Below are 16,314 nucleotides of genomic sequence, written 5' to 3'. Positions count from 1 at the left end.
GAAAGTTAAAGTAATTTGTTAAGAGTAAGATTTTTTCGGTATTACAAAAGCGCTTCTGCTGTTGATTGAAGCAAGGTGGGAAATGGCTATTACTGCGTTTGCCGCTGCCGGGTTTCCAGCGCAGGCCTGCTGATAATAAACAGCCCTGTCGCCTTTAATTCAAGCAGGGAAAAGAAAAAGGTGGAGAGTCGATCTGTAAGCCGGGTTCTGTCTTGAACAGTCATTCGTCTACGATGGCCATCACTGGACATCTTTAGCAACCTACCCGGTCCCAGCGCGGGCCACGCCTTGGGACCCTATTTGGTCTTGCTCCAAGTGGGGTTTACCTAGCCACGAACTGTTGCCAGACGTGCGGTGCGCTCTTACCGCACCTTTTCACCCTTACCGGCGCCGAAGCGCTTAGGCGGTTATTTTCTGTGGCACTTTCCGTAGGCTCACGCCTCCCAGGCATTACCTGGCACTTCGCCCTATGGAGCCCGGACTTTCCTCCCCCCCCTAATTTTCATAGAGGGCAGCGACTGTCCGATCGACTCTCCGCCGCGCAGGTTAACGGCAGAGCCGCCGAAGAACAAGCGCTAATAGCCCGCAAACCGGTCTGCGCGACGGGTTACGCGTCTTTTTGCTGATCCAGCGCCACCTGGTACAGCACGTTTTTGCGCTCACCGGTGATTTGCGCCGCCAAGGCCGCCGCACGCTTGAGCGGCATCTCTTCCAGCAACAGATTGAGGATGCGCATCGCCTCGCTGCTGACGGCGTCTTCGGATTCCGGCGCGGTCCAGCCCGCCACTACCACAACGCATTCGCCGCGCTGCTGATTACTGTCCGCCTCGACGAACGCCCGCAACTCGCTCAACGGCAATCCCTTGAGGGTTTCAAAAGTCTTGGTGATCTCACGAGCGAGCAATGCAGGACGATCAGCGCCGAACACCGCCTCCATATCCTGCAGGCATTCAAGAATGCGATGCGGTGCCTCGTAGAAAATCAGCGTGCGCGGTTCTTCCTTGATCGCTTCCAGGCGCGCTTTGCGCCCCACGGCCTTGGCCGGCAAAAAGCCTTCGAAGATAAAACGGTCGGACGGCAGACCGGCAGCCGACAACGCCGCGATCAAAGCGCACGCGCCTGGCACCGGCACCACATTGATCCCGGCGGCACGGGCCTGCCGTACCAAGTGATAACCGGGATCGGAAATCAGCGGCGTACCGGCATCGGAAATCAGCGCGACGTTGTCTCCTGCCAGAAGACGGGTAATGAAGCGACTGCCTTCGTCCCGCTCGTTGTGTTCATGACAGGCTGCCAGCGGTGTCGAGATGCCGAAGTGCTGCATCAGCCGCTGCGAGTGGCGCGTATCTTCGGCGGCGATCAGCGCCACCTCGCGCAGGATCTTCAACGCCCGGGCGCTGATGTCATCCAGGTTGCCGATGGGCGTCGCCACCACATAAAGCGAGCCCGCAGCGGAATTCAAAGGACCTGGAGCAGTCAAAGCGCACACCTCATGATCGGTAAAAGCCGCCATTGTAGCGCGTCGTGCGCCGGACGATGCGTCCGGGTCGGACACGGTTTGTCGCACCATTGTGAGGCTGCGCACTCTTTGTATCAGCTAAATTGACGGTTTCACGCCAGTAACATCGCGCCCCGGCCAGTGCTTGGGTACAATTCGACGCTAATTTGATCGAGTATCAGGAACACTTACATGATCGCTTGCCTGCGGCTGTTCACTGCCCTCTGCCTCGCTGCCTTGTTGGCGGCTTGCGCCAGCTCCCCTTCCTCCAGCCTTGGCGAACTTCCACGGACCCCGGATGCCACCATCGAGCAACTGCTCGAACAGGCTGCCCAGGCCAAATCGCCGGACAAGGCTGCGCTGCTGCGCCTGAGTGCGGCAGATATGGCGTACCGCCAGGGCAATGCCGGACAGTCCGCGCAAATCCTGCAGCAAGTGCCGATGGAACAACTCCAGCCGGGCCAGCAGGCATTCGCCAGCACCCTGTCTGCTGAACTGGCCATGACCCGCAACCAGCCGAAAGCCGCGCTGACTGCCTTGAGCCATCCAAGCCTGCAACGCCTGAGCGAAATGTCCGTACCGCTGCAAGTTCGCGCCGGCACCGTTCACGCCCGTGCCCTTGAAGCCGACGGCCAGACCTTGGCCGCCGCCCGCGAACGCATCTTCATCGCGCCGATGCTGGAAGGCGAAGCCGCCAGCAAGAACCATGAAGCGATCTGGTCCCTGATTGCGTCGCTGCCGGCCGATCAACTGCAAGCGAACACCACCGATGACCTCGGCGGCTGGATGAGCCTGGCCCTGGCCGTGAAAACCGCCGGCACCCTGGAACAGCAGCAAGCCGCCATCGACAACTGGCGCAACCAGCATCCAAAGCACCCGGCCGCGATCAACCTGCCGCTGCCCCTGACCAAACTCAAGGAGCTGGCCAGCCAGCCCCTGAGCAAGATCGCCCTGCTGTTGCCACAGGACGGTCAACTGGCCTCGGTCGGCAAGGCCCTGCGTGACGGTTTCATGGCCGCGCACTATCAGGCTCAGCAAGCCGGCCAGAAACCACCGGCCATCGAGTTCTATGACAGCTCGAAACTGACCAACCTCGACGAGTTCTACCGCAAAGCCCAGGCCGATGGCGTGCAACTGGTCGTCGGCCCGCTGGAGAAGCCGCTGGTCAAACAGCTGAGCACTCGCCCGCAATTGCCGATCACCACCCTCGCCCTGAACTACAGCGAAGGCGATCAAGGCCCGGCGCAGCTGTTCCAGTTCGGTCTGGCCGCTGAAGACGAAGCCCGCGAAGTCTCCCGCCGCGCCCGTGCCGATGGCCTGCACCGCGCCGCCATCATGGTGCCGAAAGGCGAATGGGGCGACCGCGTCCTGCGCGCCTTCAGCCAGGACTGGCAAGCCAACGGCGGCAGCATCGTCGCCACCGAACGCGTCGACCAGCCGGTGCAACTGGCCCAGCAGATCGCCGACATGTTCCAGCTGCGTCAGAGCGAAGCCCGCGCCAAGAGCCTGCAGAATGCTGCCGGCACCAACGTTGCCGCCCAGCCTTCGCGTCGCCAGGACATCGAATTCATCTTCCTTGCCGCCACCCCGCAGCAGGCGCAGCAGATCAAGCCGACCCTGAACTTCCAGTACGCCGGTGATGTACCGGTTTACGCGACCTCCCACGTGTTCAGCGCCAGCGGCGACGTGAACCAGTACAACGACATGAACGGCGTGCGCTTCTGCGAAACCCCGTGGCTGCTGGAAACCAGCGATCCGCTGCGCCAGCAGGTTACCGCGCAATGGCCACAAGCTGCCGGCAGCCTGGGTCGCCTGTACGCAATGGGCGTTGACGCCTATCGCCTGGCGCCACGACTGGATCAGCTCAAGGCACTGCCGGACAGCCGTATCGAAGGTCAGTCGGGCAGCCTGGGCATGACCCAGTCCCAACGGGTCGTACGTCAGTTGCCATGGGCGCAGTTCGTCAGCGGTCAGATCCAGCGCCTGCCGGACACTCCACGCTGATGCCCGACAGGTCACACCTGCAAAGCGGCAAGGATGCCGAGCGCCAGGCGCTCGAGCATCTGCAACACCAGGGTCTGCGCCTGCTGGCGCAGAACTGGTTATGCAAACGCGGTGAGCTTGATCTGGTCATGCTTGATGGCGATACAGTAGTATTCGTCGAAGTCCGTTACCGAAAGAACACTCAATGGGGTGGCGCACTCGACAGCATCGATGAGCGCAAACGGCAGAAACTGATTTTCGCCGCACAGTATTTTCTTCAGCGCGAGTCGCGTTGGGCCAATTCCCCCTGCCGCTTCGACGTGGTGGCCATCGACAGCCACCAGGGTCAGCTGAACTGGTTGCAGAATGCGTTCGACAGTTGACCGCCTGCTCCGACCCGGACACTTTCACTCAACATTTTTGCTCTTTGCTTTGCGGGCTGCACATTCACGTGCCGGACAGCCGCGCTAATTAAGGTCACACAGATGGACATGCAATCCCGAATTCGCCAGCTTTTCCAGGCCAGCATCGACACCAAGCAACAGGCGATGGACGTACTTGCACCGCACATCGAGCAAGCCAGCCAGGTGATGGTCAACGCCCTGCTCAACGAGGGGAAAATGCTCTCATGCGGCAACGGCGGCTCGGCCGGCGATGCCCAGCACTTCTCCTCGGAACTGCTAAACCGTTTCGAGCGTGAGCGCCCTAGCCTGCCGGCGATCGCGCTGACCACCGACAGCTCGACCATCACCTCGATCGCCAACGACTACAGCTATAACGAAGTGTTCTCCAAGCAGATCCGCGCACTCGGCCAGCCGGGTGACGTGCTGCTGGCAATTTCGACTAGCGGCAACTCGGCGAACATTATTCAGGCGATCCAGGCCGCACATGATCGCGAAATGATTGTCGTAGCATTGACCGGACGCGATGGCGGCGGCATGGCTTCGCTGCTGCTGCCCGAAGACGTAGAGATTCGCGTACCGGCCAACGTCACCGCACGTATTCAGGAAGTCCACTTGCTGGCGATCCATTGCCTTTGTGATCTGATCGACAGCCAACTGTTCGGGAGTGAAGAATGACCCCTAATCGCCTTGGCCTTCTGGCCTTGACCCTGTGCCTCGGCATCAGCGGCTGCACCTCTGTGGTGAATGCCAGCCGTGAAGCGCCGATCGAAGACGACCGCGGCACCCGCACTTTCGGCAGCAAGATCGATGACTCGCTGATCGAAACCAAAGTCGGCGTTAACGTGGCCAAGGCCGATCCGGCCCTGGACAACGACTCGCACATCGTCGTCACCAGCTTCAACGGCGTCGTTTTGCTGGCTGGCCAGACCCCGCGCGCAGACCTCAAGGAAAAGGCCGAACAGGCCGCCGCCAACGTTCAGCGCGTGAAAAAGGTCCATAACGAACTGCAAGTGCTGCAGCCCTCCTCCCTGCTGGCCCGCCAGAACGATGCCTGGCTGACCACCAAGATCAAGACCCAGATGCTCACCGACGCCAGCATTCCCGGCTCGCGGATCAAGGTCGTGACCGAGAACGGCATCGTCTACCTGCTGGGCCTGCTGACCAAACAGGAAGCCGCCCAGGCTACCAACCTGGTGCAGGGCGTTTCCGGCGTACAGAAGATTGTGAAGTTGTTCGAATACATCGACTGATTCGCAACTCGCAGGCAAAAAAAAGGCGATCCAACCGGATCGCCTTTTTTATTACTTCACCACTTTCAGGCTTGGCCGGCCGCTTGGGCGCGGCGGCTCGCTGTCCGGTGGCGGAACGTCGTCGTCCTGCTCGATCTCGTCCTCGTCATCCATCGGTGACTCGAGATCGAACACCATGCCCTGACCGTTTTCCCGGGCGTAGATGCCCAGGATTGCAGCAATCGGCACGTACAGACTGTGCGGGACGCCGCCGAAGCGACCTTCGAAGGTCACAACGTCGTTGTCCATGTGCAAATGCCGCACGGCACTTGGCGAAATGTTCAGGACAATCTGCCCGTCGCTGGCAAATCCCTGTGGCACCTGCACCGCCGGGTACTCGGAATTGACCAGCATGTGCGGGGTGCAATCGTTATCTACAATCCACTCGTAGAGCGCGCGGACCAGATAAGGTCGACTGGAGTTCATAGCGGCTCCTTAAGCCTCAGCGCATGTCGCGTTCGACACCAGACAGACTCGCCTGGAATGCCTCACGCGCAAATTGACGCTCCATATAATCAAGCAGCGGCTTGGCCGGCCGCGGCAGTTCTATACCCAGAATCGGCAAACGCCAGAGTATTGGCAATAGGCAGCAATCCACCAGACTTTGTTCCTCACTGAGGAAAAACGGCTTGTCGGCAAACAGCGGCGACACGCCGGTCAGGCTTTCACGCAATTCCTTGCGCGCTACGGCACGGGCCGCTTCCTTGGTGCGCGAATCCAGAATCAGATCCACCAGACCACACCAATCGCGCTGAATACGATGAATCAGCAGACGGCTGTTGGCACGCGCCACCGGGTACACAGGCATCAACGGTGGATGCGGGTAACGCTCATCCAGATACTCCATCACCACGGTCGACTCCCACAACGCCAGGTCACGATCGACCAGCGTGGGCAGACTGCCGTAAGGGTTCACTTCAATCAGTTTAGGCGGCTGACGACCAGCCTCCACAAAAATGATTTCGGCGCTGACACCCTTCTCTGCAAGCACGATGCGCACTCGGTGGGAATAGTGGTCGGCGGGGTCGGAGTAACAGGCCAACCGATTGGTCACGCCCATGGCGATCCTCCTCGCTTGTTGAAATAGTCGGAGCCGGAAAAACGCGCGCGCCCAGAGGGCGCCTCCCGCAACGGCTGGCGAACCAGACGTTGCGTTTTCAGAGGCGCCCTTGGGCGCGCGCGATTAACAGCAATTGCTTTGAAGCGTATCAGTGCACGTCTTTCCAGTATTCACGCTTGAGCAGATAGGCGAACACAAAGAAGAACGCCAGGTACAGCAAGACGTAAGTACCGATGCGCTGATGTTGCAGCTTAACCGGGTTAGCCGAGTAAGCCAGGAAGGTTACCAGATTCTTGACCTTCTCATCGAACTGCTCTTCGTTGAGGGTTCCGGTTTTCGGCACGATGGTCAGCTGATCGCACGCTTCATGAGTCAGAGGCGTACCGGTCAGCGGGTCATATTGCTTCTTGCCGTCCTCGACGATCTGTACCTGTTTGCAACCCACGACCTGGCGACCTTGCAGGCCGACCAGCACGTTAGGCATGCCGACGTTCGGGAAGACCTTGTTGTTCACGCCCCATGGGCGTGCAGGATCTTCGTAGAACGACTTGAGATAACCGTAGAGCCAGTCGGTGCCGCGAACACGAGCCACCAGCGTAAGGTCCGGCGGCGCGGCGCCGAACCAGGTCTTGGCGTCGGCCGGTTGCATGCCGATGTTCATGTGATCGCCGATCTTGGCACCGGTGAACACCAGTTTTTCCAGCATCAGCTCGTGCGGAACACCGAGATCATCGGCCACACGCTCGTAACGCTGGAACTTGGCACTGTGACAACCCATGCAATAGTTGGCGAACGTACGCGCACCATCCTGCAGGGCAGCCTTGTCGGAAACGTCGATGTCGACCTTTTCCAGTTCCGGACCACCGTGTTCGGCCGCGAAAGACAGCACTGGCAGAGCAGCAAAAATCAGAGCAAAAAATAACTTTTTCATCAGCCAGTCACCCTTTCCGGAACCGGTTTGGTCTTCTCGAGCCTGGTGTAGAACGGCATCAGAATGAAGTAGGCGAAGTACAGGAAGGTGCAGACCTGCGACAGCAGCGTACGGCCTGGCGTCGGGGCCAGAACGCCCAGAACGCCGAGGATCACGAACGAAATGCAGAACACCACCAGCCAGATCTTGCTCATCCAGCCTTTGTAGCGCATCGACTTGACCGGGCTGCGGTCCAGCCATGGCAGGACGAACAGCACCGCAATCGCGGCACCCATGGCGATAACGCCCATGAGCTTGTCAGGGACCGCCCGCAAGATTGCGTAGAACGGTGTGAAGTACCAGACCGGTGCAATGTGCTCTGGCGTCTTGAACGGGTTGGCCTGCTCGAAGTTAGGCTTTTCGAGGAAGTAACCGCCCATTTCCGGGAAGAAGAACACAATGAAGCAGAAGATAAACAGGAACACCACGACACCGACGATATCTTTCACGGTGTAATAAGGATGGAAGGCAATGCCGTCCAGCGGGATACCGTTTTCGTCTTTGTGCTTCTTGATGTCCACGCCGTCCGGGTTGTTCGAACCGACCTCGTGCAGCGCCAGGATGTGCAGCACCACCAGACCGAGAATTACGATCGGCAGCGCAACCACGTGCAGGGCGAAGAAGCGGTTCAGGGTGATCCCGGAAATCAGGTAGTCACCACGGATCCACTGGGTCAGGTCGTTGCCGATGACCGGGATCGCACCGAACAGCGAAATGATCACCTGGGCACCCCAGTAGGACATCTGGCCCCAGGGCAGCAGGTAACCCATGAAGGCTTCGGCCATCAGCGCCAGGTAGATCAACATACCGAAGACCCACACCAGCTCACGCGGTTTCTGGTACGAACCGTAGAGCAGGCCACGGAACATGTGCAGATAGACCACGATGAAGAACGCCGAAGCGCCGGTGGAGTGCAGCAGGCGCAGGATCGAACCGTACTCGACGTCGCGCATGATGTATTCGACGGAAGCGAACGCTTCTTCCGCCGACGGGGTGTAGCTCATCGTCAGCCAGACGCCGGTGACGATCTGGTTGACCAGAACGAGCAGCGCCAGCGAGCCGAAGAAATAGAAGAAGTTGAAGTTTTTTGGAGCGTAATACTTGCTGAGATGGTCTTCCCACATTTTGGTGGCAGGGAAGCGTGCATCAACCCAATCCATGAACTTGCTCATCACGCTTTCTCCGTATCGACGCCAATGACAATCAGGTCATCGGTCTCATAGGAATGCGGGGGTACTGGCAGGTTCAAAGGCGCAGGTTGCGACTTGTAGACGCGGCCAGCCAGATCGTAGTGGGAACCGTGGCAAGGGCAGAAATAACCGCCTACCCAGTCTTTGCCCAGATCCGCGGGTGCCACTTCGGGACGGAAGGTCGGTGAGCAACCCAGGTGAGTGCAGATCCCGATCAGCAGCAGGATTTCCGGCTTGATCGAACGCACTTCAGGGTCGACATAAGTGGGTTGCGTGGAGTTTTTGGAGGTCGGATCGGAGAGTTGGCCTTCGATCTTTTTGAGATTCCCCAGGATTTCCTCGGTACGGCGGACAATGAACACCGGCTGGCCGCGCCATTCAGCAATCATCTGCTGTCCTGGCTCGATTTTGCTGACATTCACTTTCACCGGTGCTCCGGCAGCCTTCGCCTTGGCACTGGGAAACCATGACCCCACGAACGGGACCGCAGCCCCCACCGCTCCTGCAGCACCCACCACGGATGTGGCTGCTACCAAGAAGCGACGCCGGCCTGCATTCACGCCGTCATTGCTCATTCAGTCCTCTCCCATCAGCTTTGTGGCCTGTTAAATCAGGCGTCTACTAAATTGAAACTATGTACTTATAAAAATTTTGCCGAATGGTAATGAAAACCCCCAATTCTGACAAGGTAATTACCCGGAGGGCTGGCCCTCAAGCCTTGTAGTATAGGGGGTCTACGAATGTGGCAAGTTGTCACAGCGCAATTATTCAAGAAATCGCACGCATAAAAAAACGCCCGGTTCCGTGAGGAATCGGGCGTTCTTTTTGAACGTGGAAGCGAAATTAACGCTTCGAGTACTGCGGACGCTTACGCGCTTTACGCAGACCAACTTTCTTACGTTCAACTTCACGAGCGTCGCGAGTAACGAAGCCAGCTTTGCGCAGAGCGCCACGCAGGGTTTCGTCGTAGTCCATCAGAGCGCGAGTGATGCCGTGGCGGATTGCGCCAGCCTGACCACTTACACCACCACCGATGACGGTGACGTAGATGTCGAACTTCTCGACAGTCTCAGTCAGTTCCAGCGGCTGACGAACTACCATGCGGGCAGTTTCGCGACCGAAGAACGTGTCCAGGGAGCGGTTGTTGATGGAGATGTTACCAGTACCCGGACGCAGGAAAACGCGTGCGGTTGCGGTCTTGCGACGGCCAGTGCCGTAATTTTGAGTCGCCGACATAATGAACTATTCCGTTAAATCTTCAGTTCTTGGGGCTGCTGAGCAGTATGAGGGTGTGCAGCGCCCGCATAGACTTTCAGCTTACGGTACATGTCGCGACCCAGTGGGTTTTTAGGCAGCATGCCTTTAACCGCGGTCTCGATCACGCGCTCAGGGGCCTTGGCGATCAGCTTTTCAAAGTTGATCGACTTGATGCCGCCCGGGAAACCGGAGTGGGAGTAGTACATTTTGTCAGTGGTTTTAGCGCCGGTAACACGGATCTGCTCAGCGTTGATTACGACGATGTAGTCGCCGGTGTCAACGTGAGGAGTGTACTCAGGCTTGTGCTTGCCACGCAGACGGCTCGCGATTTCGGTGGCCAGACGACCCAGGGTCTGACCAGCAGCGTCGACGACAAACCAGTCGCGCTTTACTGTTTCCGGTTTAGCAGTAAAAGTTTTCATTCTTTATAGCCTCAGGGGCCGCCTGTAAATAAGACGGCGGATCTTACTGAATAGTGCGTACTTTGACAAGTCAAAGGCAGCCGGATACAGACGCTTTCGGGGGCTCGGGTCGGCGCGTCCGTTCAACGGCAAGATTCTTCGGCGGCGGGGCATCACTTCCACTGCAGAAAGAGGTCGGCAATTATGCAGATTGCGAAAAAAATTTCAACCTGCTTTTATGCTTGTTTTGCCCAAGGAGCACCCGATGGACTATCGCCAACTAGGCCGTACCGACCTGAACGTGAGTGCAATCTGCCTCGGAACCATGACCTGGGGCGAGCAGAACACTGAAGCTGAAGCCTTCGCCCAGATCGAACGGGCAAAAGAGGCCGGGATCAATTTCCTCGACACCGCCGAGATGTACCCGGTGCCACCGAAAGCCGAAACCTACGCCACCACCGAGCGCTACATCGGCAATTACTTCAAGAGCCGCGGCGACCGCGCCGACTGGATCCTCGCCAGCAAGATCGCCGGCCCCGGCAACACCATCGACTACATCCGCGACAAGAATCTGCGCCACAACCGCCAGCACATCACCGAAGCCGTGAACGCCAGCCTCCAGCGCCTGCAAACCGACTACATCGATCTGTATCAATTGCACTGGCCGGAGCGCAGCACCAACTTTTTCGGACAACTGGGCTACAAGCACCAGACCGAAGCCAACCTGACGCCGCTGGAAGACACCCTCGAAGCACTCGATGAGCAGGTGAAGGCCGGCAAGATCCGCCACATCGGCCTGTCCAATGAAACGCCGTGGGGCACCATGCGTTTTCTCGCCCTGGCCGAAGCCCGGGGCTGGCCGCGCGCAGTGTCGATCCAGAACCCGTACAACCTGCTCAACCGCAGCTTCGAGATCGGCCTGGCGGAAATCGCCATCCGCGAACAGTGCGGCCTGCTCGCCTATTCGCCGCTGGCGTTCGGTTTCCTGTCGGGCAAGTACGAAGGTGGGGCGCGTCCGCCGAAAGGCCGCCTGAGCCTCTACAGCCGCTTCAGCCGCTATTTCAACCCGCAATCGGAAGCGGCGTGCAGCCGTTATGTGGCTCTGGCTCGGGAACACGGTCTGGATCCGGCGCAAATGGCCCTGGCGTTCGTGAACCAGCAACCGTTCGTCACCAGCAACATCATCGGGGCGACGACGCTGGAGCAACTGGACAGCAACATCGCCAGCTACGAGCTGAAACTGTCGAAGGAAGTGCTGGAAGGAATCGAAGCGATTCACAAGGAGCATCCGAATCCGGCGCCTTGATCCAAGACGAAGATCGCTCCCACGCTCAGCGTGGGAGCGATCACACTGCATTACAGCGACCGCGCAATGATCTCCTTCATGATTTCATTGGTGCCGGCATAGATCCGCTGCACCCGCGCATCCGCCCAGGCCCGGGCCACCGGGTATTCCCACATGAAACCGTAACCGCCATGCAGTTGCACGCACTCGTCGAGCACCTTGCATTGCAGATCGGTGCCCCAATACTTCGCCATCGCCGCCGTCGGCACGTCAAGTTTGCCTTGCAGATGTAATTCGAGACAGCGGTCGACGAACACCCGGCCGATCTGAATCTCGGTGGCCATTTCCGCCAGTTTGAAGCGGGTATTCTGGAAGTCGGCAATCGACTTGCCGAACGCCTTGCGCTCGCGGGTGTAATCCAGCGTCCATTGCAGCGCCGCCTCGGCTGAAGCCAGACCGCCAATCGCCACAGTCAGACGCTCCTGCGGCAGCTCCTGCATCAGATAGGCAAACCCCGCACCGGCCTGACCCAGCAGGTTTTCCTTCGGCACGCGCACGTCCTGGAAGAACAATTCCGACGTGTCCTGAGCCTTCATTCCGACCTTCTCCAGGCGCTTGCCCTTGTCGAAGCCCGGGGTGTTCGCCTCCACCAGAAACAGGCTGGTGCCCTTGGCGCCGGCCTTGGGATCGGTCTTGGCGACGACGATCACCAGATCCGCCAGGAAGCCATTGGTGATAAAGGTTTTCGAACCGTTGATCACATACTCGTCACCATCCAGCACCGCCGTGGTCTTGACCCCTTGCAGGTCGGAGCCGGCGCCCGGCTCGGTCATGGCGATCGCGGTGACCATCTCGCCGGACACCAGTTTCGGCAGGTACTTCTGCTTCAGCGCCTCGCTGCCGTAATGCAGGATGTACGGCGCAACGATGTCCGAATGCAGTGAGAAGCCAATGCCGGTCAGACCCAGCCGCCCCACTTCCTCGATGACAACCGCGCTGTAAAGAAAATCTGCGCCCAACCCGCCGTATTCCTCCGGCAGGTGCGAACAGAGCATCCCCGCCTCCCCCGCCTTGTTCCACAGTTTGCGGTCGATGTAGCCTTGTTTTTCCCATTGCCCATGGAACGGCACGGCCTCTTTTTCGAGGAATGTTCGTACGCTGTCGCGGAACAATTCGTGCTCGGAGCTGAACAAGGTTCTGGGAATCATGCGTCACCTTTTCTTTATTGTTTGAGGGATCAGACCTTCAGAGACTAAGCCTCGCTTCCGATACAGGACACTGGACACATCCGACAAAAAATAAGACGATCCAGCCGTCTGGTGACCACTTTCCCTTATAAAAACAAAAGTTGAATTATGTCCAAGCAAGTCTCCACGCCCTTGCGGCGCGTCAGCATCCTGGCGATCGACCGGGTTTTCGCTTCCACCCTCATGCAGGCCAAGGATTTCTTCCACCTGGCCAGCCTGCGTTACGGCAAACAACTGGGCCACGGCCTGACTCCGGCGTTCGAAACCCGCCTGGTCAGCCCCGACGGCAAACCAGTGAACAGCTTCAGTGACGTGATCATGCCGGTGGACGGCGGCCTGGAAAACGCCGACGTCATCATCCTTCCGGCCTTCTGGGACGATTTCGATACCCTGTGCCAGCGTTATCCCCAGATCCTGCCGTGGCTGCGCGAACAGCATGCCCGGGGCGCCGTGCTCTGCGGCGAGGCCACCGGTGTGTTCTGGCTGGCCGAAGCCGGGTTGCTCAACGGCAAGGAAGCGACCACCTACTGGCGTTTCTTCAACGCCTTCGCCGAGCGTTTTCCGCAGGTCTATCTCAATCAGGACAAGCACCTGACCGACGCCGATAACCTGTATTGCGCCGGCGGCACCACCTCGGCCTGCGATCTCTACATCTACCTGATCGAGCGCTTCTGCGGCGCCAATGTGGCCCAGGCAGTAGCTCGCGACATTCTCTATGAAGTGCAGCGCAGTTATGCACCGGGCCGCATTGGTTTCGGCGGACAGAAACTGCACCAGGACGTGATCATCCTGCAGATCCAGCACTGGCTCGAAGAGCATTTCGCCGACAAGTTCCGCTTCGAAGACGTGGCCCGCGAGCACGGCATGAGCATCCGCAACTTCATGCGCCGCTTCCAGACCGCCACCGGTGACAAGCCACTGCACTACCTGCAACGGCTGCGCATCGAGACCGCCAAAGGCCTGCTGTCCGGCAGCCGCAAGAGCATCAAGACCATCAGCTACGAAGTCGGCTACGACGATGCGAGCTTCTTCGCACGACTGTTCCGCCAGCACACCGAACTGTCGCCGAACCAGTACCGGCAGCAGTTCCAGCAAGCTGCCTGACGACTCGACCAGACACAAAAAAGGGCCTGCATCTGCAGGCCCTTTTTGTTTGCCGAATCCGCTTAAGGTTTGTGTGCCCGGGACAGGAATTCGTGGGATTGCATCTCCAGCAGACGGCTGAGGGTGCGCTGGAATTCGAACGTCAGACGTCCGCCGGTGTACAGGTCTTTCAACTCGACTTCGGCAGAAATGATCAGTTTGACGTTACGGTCGTAGAACTCGTCGACCATGTTGATGAAGCGTCGGGCGATGTCGTCGGTGGTGACGCTCATCTGCTCCACGCCACTGAGCAGCACGGCGTGGAAGATCTTGCCCAGCTCGATGTAGTCGTTCTGGCTGCGCGGGCCGTCGCACAGTTCGCGGAAGTCGAACCAGGCCACGTCGTCGCAAGTGCGCAGGGCACGGATTTCGCGGTTCTCGATGATCAACACATCGTTCTCCACCGCCGCCGTGCATTCCGGGGTCAGTGCCTTGAAGCTCTTGCGCAGGCTTTCGTGAGCAGCTTCGTCGAGCGGGAAGTGGAACAGTTCCGCTTGTTCGAGATGGCGCAGACGGTAGTCGACGCCGCTGTCGACGTTGACGATTTCGGTGTTCTGCTTGATCAGCGCGATGGCCGGCAGGAAGCGCGCGCGTTGCAGGCCGTCCTTGTACAGGCCGTCCGGCACGATGTTCGAAGTGGCGACCAGGGTCACGCCGTTCTTGAACAGTTCTTCCATCAGCGTGCCGAGGATCATGGCGTCGGTGATGTCGGAGACGAAGAATTCATCGAAGCAGATGACCCGTGATTCGGTCGCGAAGCGCTTGGCGATGATGGTCAGCGGGTTTTTCTCGCCGCCGAGGGTCTTCATCTCTTCGTGCACGCGCTTCATGAAGCGGTGGAAGTGGGTACGGGTCTTTTCCTTGAATGGCAGCGCTTCGAAGAAGGTGTCCACCAGGTAAGTCTTGCCGCGACCCACGCCGCCCCAGAAATACAGACCCTTGACCGGCGTCTGATCCTTTTTGCCAAACAGCTTGCCCAGCAAACCCGGCTTGTTCTGCTCGGCCGCGATCAGATCGTCGTACAGGCGTTGCAGATGACGCACGGCAGTTTCCTGCGCCGCATCATGGAAGAAGTCCGGGCGTTTCAGATCAGCTTGATATCGTTCTAGGGGCGTCATAATTCGTTAGCAAGGCAACAAAAACGGGCCGTCACTGTAGCGATGGCCCGTGGGAATGGCAATCGGCCCTTGGTCGGGCCGGCCCGTTGATTATTCCTGAACCGGTGTCAGAGCGATCCGCAACGCCTCGACAGCCGCATCCCGCGCAGCCACGTCGGCGAACGCCGGGCTGTCGCCGACGCACTCGCCTTCCAGCCAGACACTGAAGCTCAGGTCTTCGCTGCGTACATCCAGCGCCTGACCCGATTGCAGCTGCTTGGTCACCTGACCGGCGGTTTTACCGTCGGCGAAGTTGCGCGACAACAGCAGTTGCTCGCCGTCGGCCGCCAGCAGACGGAAACGGAAGCTGCCGTCGTCTTCACGGAAGCTGACGAAACGTGCGGCTTTCGCGGCTTTCTTCTTGGTGGTCGCGGCCACCTGAACCTGATTGACGAAGGAGCGCAGGCCGACCGCTTCGCGCAGCTCGTTGAGGAACGGCGTCGCCACCGCACGGGCCTTTTTGGCGCCGTGTTGCAGGATGTCTTCCAGATCTGCCGGACGTTCGATCAACTGGTGATAACGCTCGCGGGATTCGCCCAGCTCGTTGTCGAGCAGCTGGAACAGACGGTTCTTCGCCTCGCCCCAACCCAGGCCACCCAGCAGCTCGCTGCGGAATTCGTCGGCCTGCGCCGGCGTGGAGAAAGCCTGGAACAGGGTGAACAGGTGCGAGTTGTCTGGATCTTTTGCTTCGCCAGGCGCGCGGGAGTCGGTAACGATGCGCGAGATCGCGTCCTTCATTTCCTTGGCGCTGGAGAACAGCGGGATGGTGTTGTCGTAGCTCTTGGACATCTTGCGACCGTCCAGGCCCGGCAACGTGGCCACGCTTTCCTCGATCAGCGCTTCGGGCATGGTGAAGAACTCCTTGCCCCGGCCGAACAGGTGGTTGAAGCGCTGGCCGATGTCACGGGCCATTTCCACGTGCTGGATCTGATCGCGACCGACCGGCACCTTGTGCGCGTTGAACATCAGAATGTCCGCTGCCATCAGTACCGGATAGCTGTACAAACCCATCGTGATGCCGGCATCCGGGTCTTCGCCGGTCTCGACATTCTTGTCCACCGAAGCCTTGTAAGCATGGGCGCGGTTGAGCAGGCCCTTGGCGGCGACGCAGGTCAGCAGCCAGGTCAGCTCGGGGATTTCCGGGATGTCGGACTGACGGTAGAACGTCACGCGATCCACATCCAGGCCACCGGCCAGCCAGGTCGCGGCGATTTCCAGACGCGAGCGCTGGATGCGCAGCGGGTCATCGCACTTGATCAGGGCGTGATAGTCGGCCAGGAAGTAGAACGAATCGGCATTACTGTCGCGGCTGGCGAGAATCGCCGGGCGGATGGCGCCGGCGTAGTTGCCCAGGTGCGGGGTGCCGGTGGTGGTGATGCCGGTGAGGATGCGGGTACGGTTCGTCATGGGTAATCGCTTGTCAGACTGCA

At 59.3% G+C, this 16,314-nt stretch carries 17 protein-coding genes and 1 other RNA gene; 6 read left to right on the top strand and 12 right to left on the bottom strand.

All coding sequences use genetic code 11. The features are described from left to right. Positions 1-180: 180 nt before the first annotated feature. Together rnpB and rsmI are read right to left on the bottom strand one after the other, a co-directional pair. An RNA gene (gene rnpB / locus ACM6JM_RS04150) (RNase P RNA component class A) lies at positions 181-534 on the bottom strand. 73 nt (positions 535-607) lie between these two features. Continuing rightward, entirely contained in the window at positions 608-1,513 is a 906-nt protein-coding gene (gene rsmI, locus ACM6JM_RS04145; protein WP_074690999.1) for a 16S rRNA (cytidine(1402)-2'-O)-methyltransferase, read from the bottom strand. 177 nt (positions 1,514-1,690) lie between these two features. Here rsmI and ACM6JM_RS04140 point away from each other — a divergent pair, with 177 nt between their 5' ends. From ACM6JM_RS04140 to ACM6JM_RS04125, 4 genes are all read left to right on the top strand, one after another. Continuing rightward, positions 1,691-3,502, top strand: coding sequence for a penicillin-binding protein activator (locus ACM6JM_RS04140; protein WP_103387030.1), 1,812 nt, complete (start codon positions 1,691-1,693; stop codon positions 3,500-3,502). Continuing rightward, positions 3,502-3,864 (top strand): YraN family protein, encoded by a 363-nt coding sequence (locus tag ACM6JM_RS04135; RefSeq protein WP_039766259.1) that lies wholly within the window; start codon positions 3,502-3,504, stop codon positions 3,862-3,864. Before ACM6JM_RS04140 ends, ACM6JM_RS04135 begins: the two co-directional genes overlap by 1 nt. A 102-nt stretch (positions 3,865-3,966) precedes the next feature. Next, positions 3,967-4,560 carry a phosphoheptose isomerase gene (locus ACM6JM_RS04130; RefSeq protein WP_007928463.1) on the top strand — a complete coding sequence of 198 codons (594 nt, stop codon included), beginning with the start codon at positions 3,967-3,969 and terminating at the stop codon, positions 4,558-4,560. Next, complete coding sequence (locus ACM6JM_RS04125; RefSeq protein ID WP_011335871.1) at positions 4,557-5,135, top strand: BON domain-containing protein; 579 nt, start codon at positions 4,557-4,559, stop codon at positions 5,133-5,135. The genes ACM6JM_RS04130 and ACM6JM_RS04125 overlap by 4 nt, the downstream gene beginning before the upstream one ends. Positions 5,136-5,186: 51 nt before the next feature. Here ACM6JM_RS04125 and ACM6JM_RS04120 read toward each other — a convergent pair whose 3' ends face one another. The 7 genes from ACM6JM_RS04120 to rplM all read right to left on the bottom strand — a co-directional run bounded on the left by ACM6JM_RS04120 (position 5,187) and on the right by rplM (position 10,073). Next, positions 5,187-5,600, bottom strand: coding sequence for a ClpXP protease specificity-enhancing factor (locus ACM6JM_RS04120; RefSeq protein WP_007956787.1), 414 nt, complete (start codon positions 5,598-5,600; stop codon positions 5,187-5,189). Between the two features lie 16 nt (positions 5,601-5,616). After that, positions 5,617-6,234, bottom strand: a complete 618-nt coding sequence (locus ACM6JM_RS04115) for a glutathione S-transferase N-terminal domain-containing protein (RefSeq protein WP_011335872.1) — start codon at positions 6,232-6,234, stop codon at positions 5,617-5,619. A gap of 148 nt (positions 6,235-6,382) precedes the next feature. After that, entirely contained in the window at positions 6,383-7,165 is a 783-nt protein-coding gene (locus ACM6JM_RS04110) for a cytochrome c1 (protein WP_007956790.1), read from the bottom strand. Beyond that, positions 7,165-8,376, bottom strand: coding sequence for a cytochrome b (locus ACM6JM_RS04105; RefSeq protein ID WP_039766264.1), 1,212 nt, complete (start codon positions 8,374-8,376; stop codon positions 7,165-7,167). The genes ACM6JM_RS04110 and ACM6JM_RS04105 overlap by 1 nt, the downstream gene beginning before the upstream one ends. Further along, complete coding sequence (gene petA / locus ACM6JM_RS04100) at positions 8,376-8,969, bottom strand: ubiquinol-cytochrome c reductase iron-sulfur subunit (RefSeq protein ID WP_007917031.1); 594 nt, start codon at positions 8,967-8,969, stop codon at positions 8,376-8,378. Before petA ends, ACM6JM_RS04105 begins: the two co-directional genes overlap by 1 nt. 268 nt (positions 8,970-9,237) lie before the next feature. After that, positions 9,238-9,630: a 30S ribosomal protein S9 gene (gene rpsI / locus ACM6JM_RS04095; protein WP_039766266.1), complete on the bottom strand. Its 393-nt coding sequence runs from the start codon at positions 9,628-9,630 to the stop codon at positions 9,238-9,240. Between the two features lie 14 nt (positions 9,631-9,644). Continuing rightward, the gene (gene rplM / locus ACM6JM_RS04090) at positions 9,645-10,073 is read right to left on the bottom strand and encodes a 50S ribosomal protein L13 (protein ID WP_003228062.1); all 429 of its coding nucleotides are present in this window, start codon (positions 10,071-10,073) and stop codon (positions 9,645-9,647) included. A 244-nt stretch (positions 10,074-10,317) separates the two neighbouring features. On the opposite strand from rplM, the gene ACM6JM_RS04085 reads away from it, so the two are divergent. Beyond that, positions 10,318-11,358 (top strand): NADP(H)-dependent aldo-keto reductase, encoded by a 1,041-nt coding sequence (locus ACM6JM_RS04085; protein ID WP_414881369.1) that lies wholly within the window; start codon positions 10,318-10,320, stop codon positions 11,356-11,358. Positions 11,359-11,408: 50 nt separating this feature from the next. Here ACM6JM_RS04085 and ACM6JM_RS04080 read toward each other — a convergent pair whose 3' ends face one another. Continuing rightward, positions 11,409-12,545, bottom strand: a complete 1,137-nt coding sequence (locus tag ACM6JM_RS04080; protein ID WP_007956797.1) for an acyl-CoA dehydrogenase family protein — start codon at positions 12,543-12,545, stop codon at positions 11,409-11,411. A gap of 246 nt (positions 12,546-12,791) precedes the next feature. Between ACM6JM_RS04080 and ACM6JM_RS04075 the strand changes: the two genes are divergently transcribed. Next, entirely contained in the window at positions 12,792-13,688 is an 897-nt protein-coding gene (locus ACM6JM_RS04075; RefSeq protein ID WP_170844884.1) for a GlxA family transcriptional regulator, read from the top strand. Between the two features lie 62 nt (positions 13,689-13,750). On the opposite strand, the gene zapE is transcribed toward ACM6JM_RS04075, so the two are convergent. Further along, positions 13,751-14,845, bottom strand: coding sequence for a cell division protein ZapE (gene zapE / locus ACM6JM_RS04070; protein ID WP_039766273.1), 1,095 nt, complete (start codon positions 14,843-14,845; stop codon positions 13,751-13,753). A gap of 90 nt (positions 14,846-14,935) precedes the next feature. Beyond that, entirely contained in the window at positions 14,936-16,291 is a 1,356-nt protein-coding gene (locus ACM6JM_RS04065) for a tryptophan--tRNA ligase (protein WP_414881368.1), read from the bottom strand. Between the last annotated feature and the right edge of the window lie 23 nt (positions 16,292-16,314).

It is taken from the genome of Pseudomonas sp. IT-P2, assembly GCF_949767575.1.
Lineage (GTDB): Bacteria > Pseudomonadota > Gammaproteobacteria > Pseudomonadales > Pseudomonadaceae > Aquipseudomonas > Aquipseudomonas pharyngis.
This window is presented reverse-complemented; position numbering and strand designations above follow the sequence as displayed.

Excerpts from the sequence above, each read along its gene's own strand:
- ACM6JM_RS04110 (WP_007956790.1), bottom strand. The coding sequence starts at position 7,165 with ATGAAAAAGTTATTTTTTGCTCTGATTTTTGCTGCTCTGCCAGTGCTG.
- rpsI (WP_039766266.1), bottom strand. The coding sequence starts at position 9,630 with ATGTCGGCGACTCAAAATTACGGCACTGGCCGTCGCAAGACCGCAACC.
- ACM6JM_RS04105 (WP_039766264.1), bottom strand. The coding sequence starts at position 8,376 with ATGAGCAAGTTCATGGATTGGGTTGATGCACGCTTCCCTGCCACCAAA.
- ACM6JM_RS04125 (WP_011335871.1), top strand. The coding sequence starts at position 4,557 with ATGACCCCTAATCGCCTTGGCCTTCTGGCCTTGACCCTGTGCCTCGGC.
- ACM6JM_RS04130 (WP_007928463.1), top strand. The coding sequence starts at position 3,967 with ATGGACATGCAATCCCGAATTCGCCAGCTTTTCCAGGCCAGCATCGAC.
- ACM6JM_RS04135 (WP_039766259.1), top strand. The coding sequence starts at position 3,502 with ATGCCCGACAGGTCACACCTGCAAAGCGGCAAGGATGCCGAGCGCCAG.
- petA (WP_007917031.1), bottom strand. The coding sequence starts at position 8,969 with ATGAGCAATGACGGCGTGAATGCAGGCCGGCGTCGCTTCTTGGTAGCA.
- ACM6JM_RS04080 (WP_007956797.1), bottom strand. The coding sequence starts at position 12,545 with ATGATTCCCAGAACCTTGTTCAGCTCCGAGCACGAATTGTTCCGCGAC.
- rplM (WP_003228062.1), bottom strand. The coding sequence starts at position 10,073 with ATGAAAACTTTTACTGCTAAACCGGAAACAGTAAAGCGCGACTGGTTT.
- ACM6JM_RS04120 (WP_007956787.1), bottom strand. The coding sequence starts at position 5,600 with ATGAACTCCAGTCGACCTTATCTGGTCCGCGCGCTCTACGAGTGGATT.
- zapE (WP_039766273.1), bottom strand. The coding sequence starts at position 14,845 with ATGACGCCCCTAGAACGATATCAAGCTGATCTGAAACGCCCGGACTTC.
- rsmI (WP_074690999.1), bottom strand. The coding sequence starts at position 1,513 with ATGGCGGCTTTTACCGATCATGAGGTGTGCGCTTTGACTGCTCCAGGT.
- ACM6JM_RS04140 (WP_103387030.1), top strand. The coding sequence starts at position 1,691 with ATGATCGCTTGCCTGCGGCTGTTCACTGCCCTCTGCCTCGCTGCCTTG.
- ACM6JM_RS04115 (WP_011335872.1), bottom strand. The coding sequence starts at position 6,234 with ATGGGCGTGACCAATCGGTTGGCCTGTTACTCCGACCCCGCCGACCAC.
- ACM6JM_RS04065 (WP_414881368.1), bottom strand. The coding sequence starts at position 16,291 with ATGACGAACCGTACCCGCATCCTCACCGGCATCACCACCACCGGCACC.
- ACM6JM_RS04085 (WP_414881369.1), top strand. The coding sequence starts at position 10,318 with ATGGACTATCGCCAACTAGGCCGTACCGACCTGAACGTGAGTGCAATC.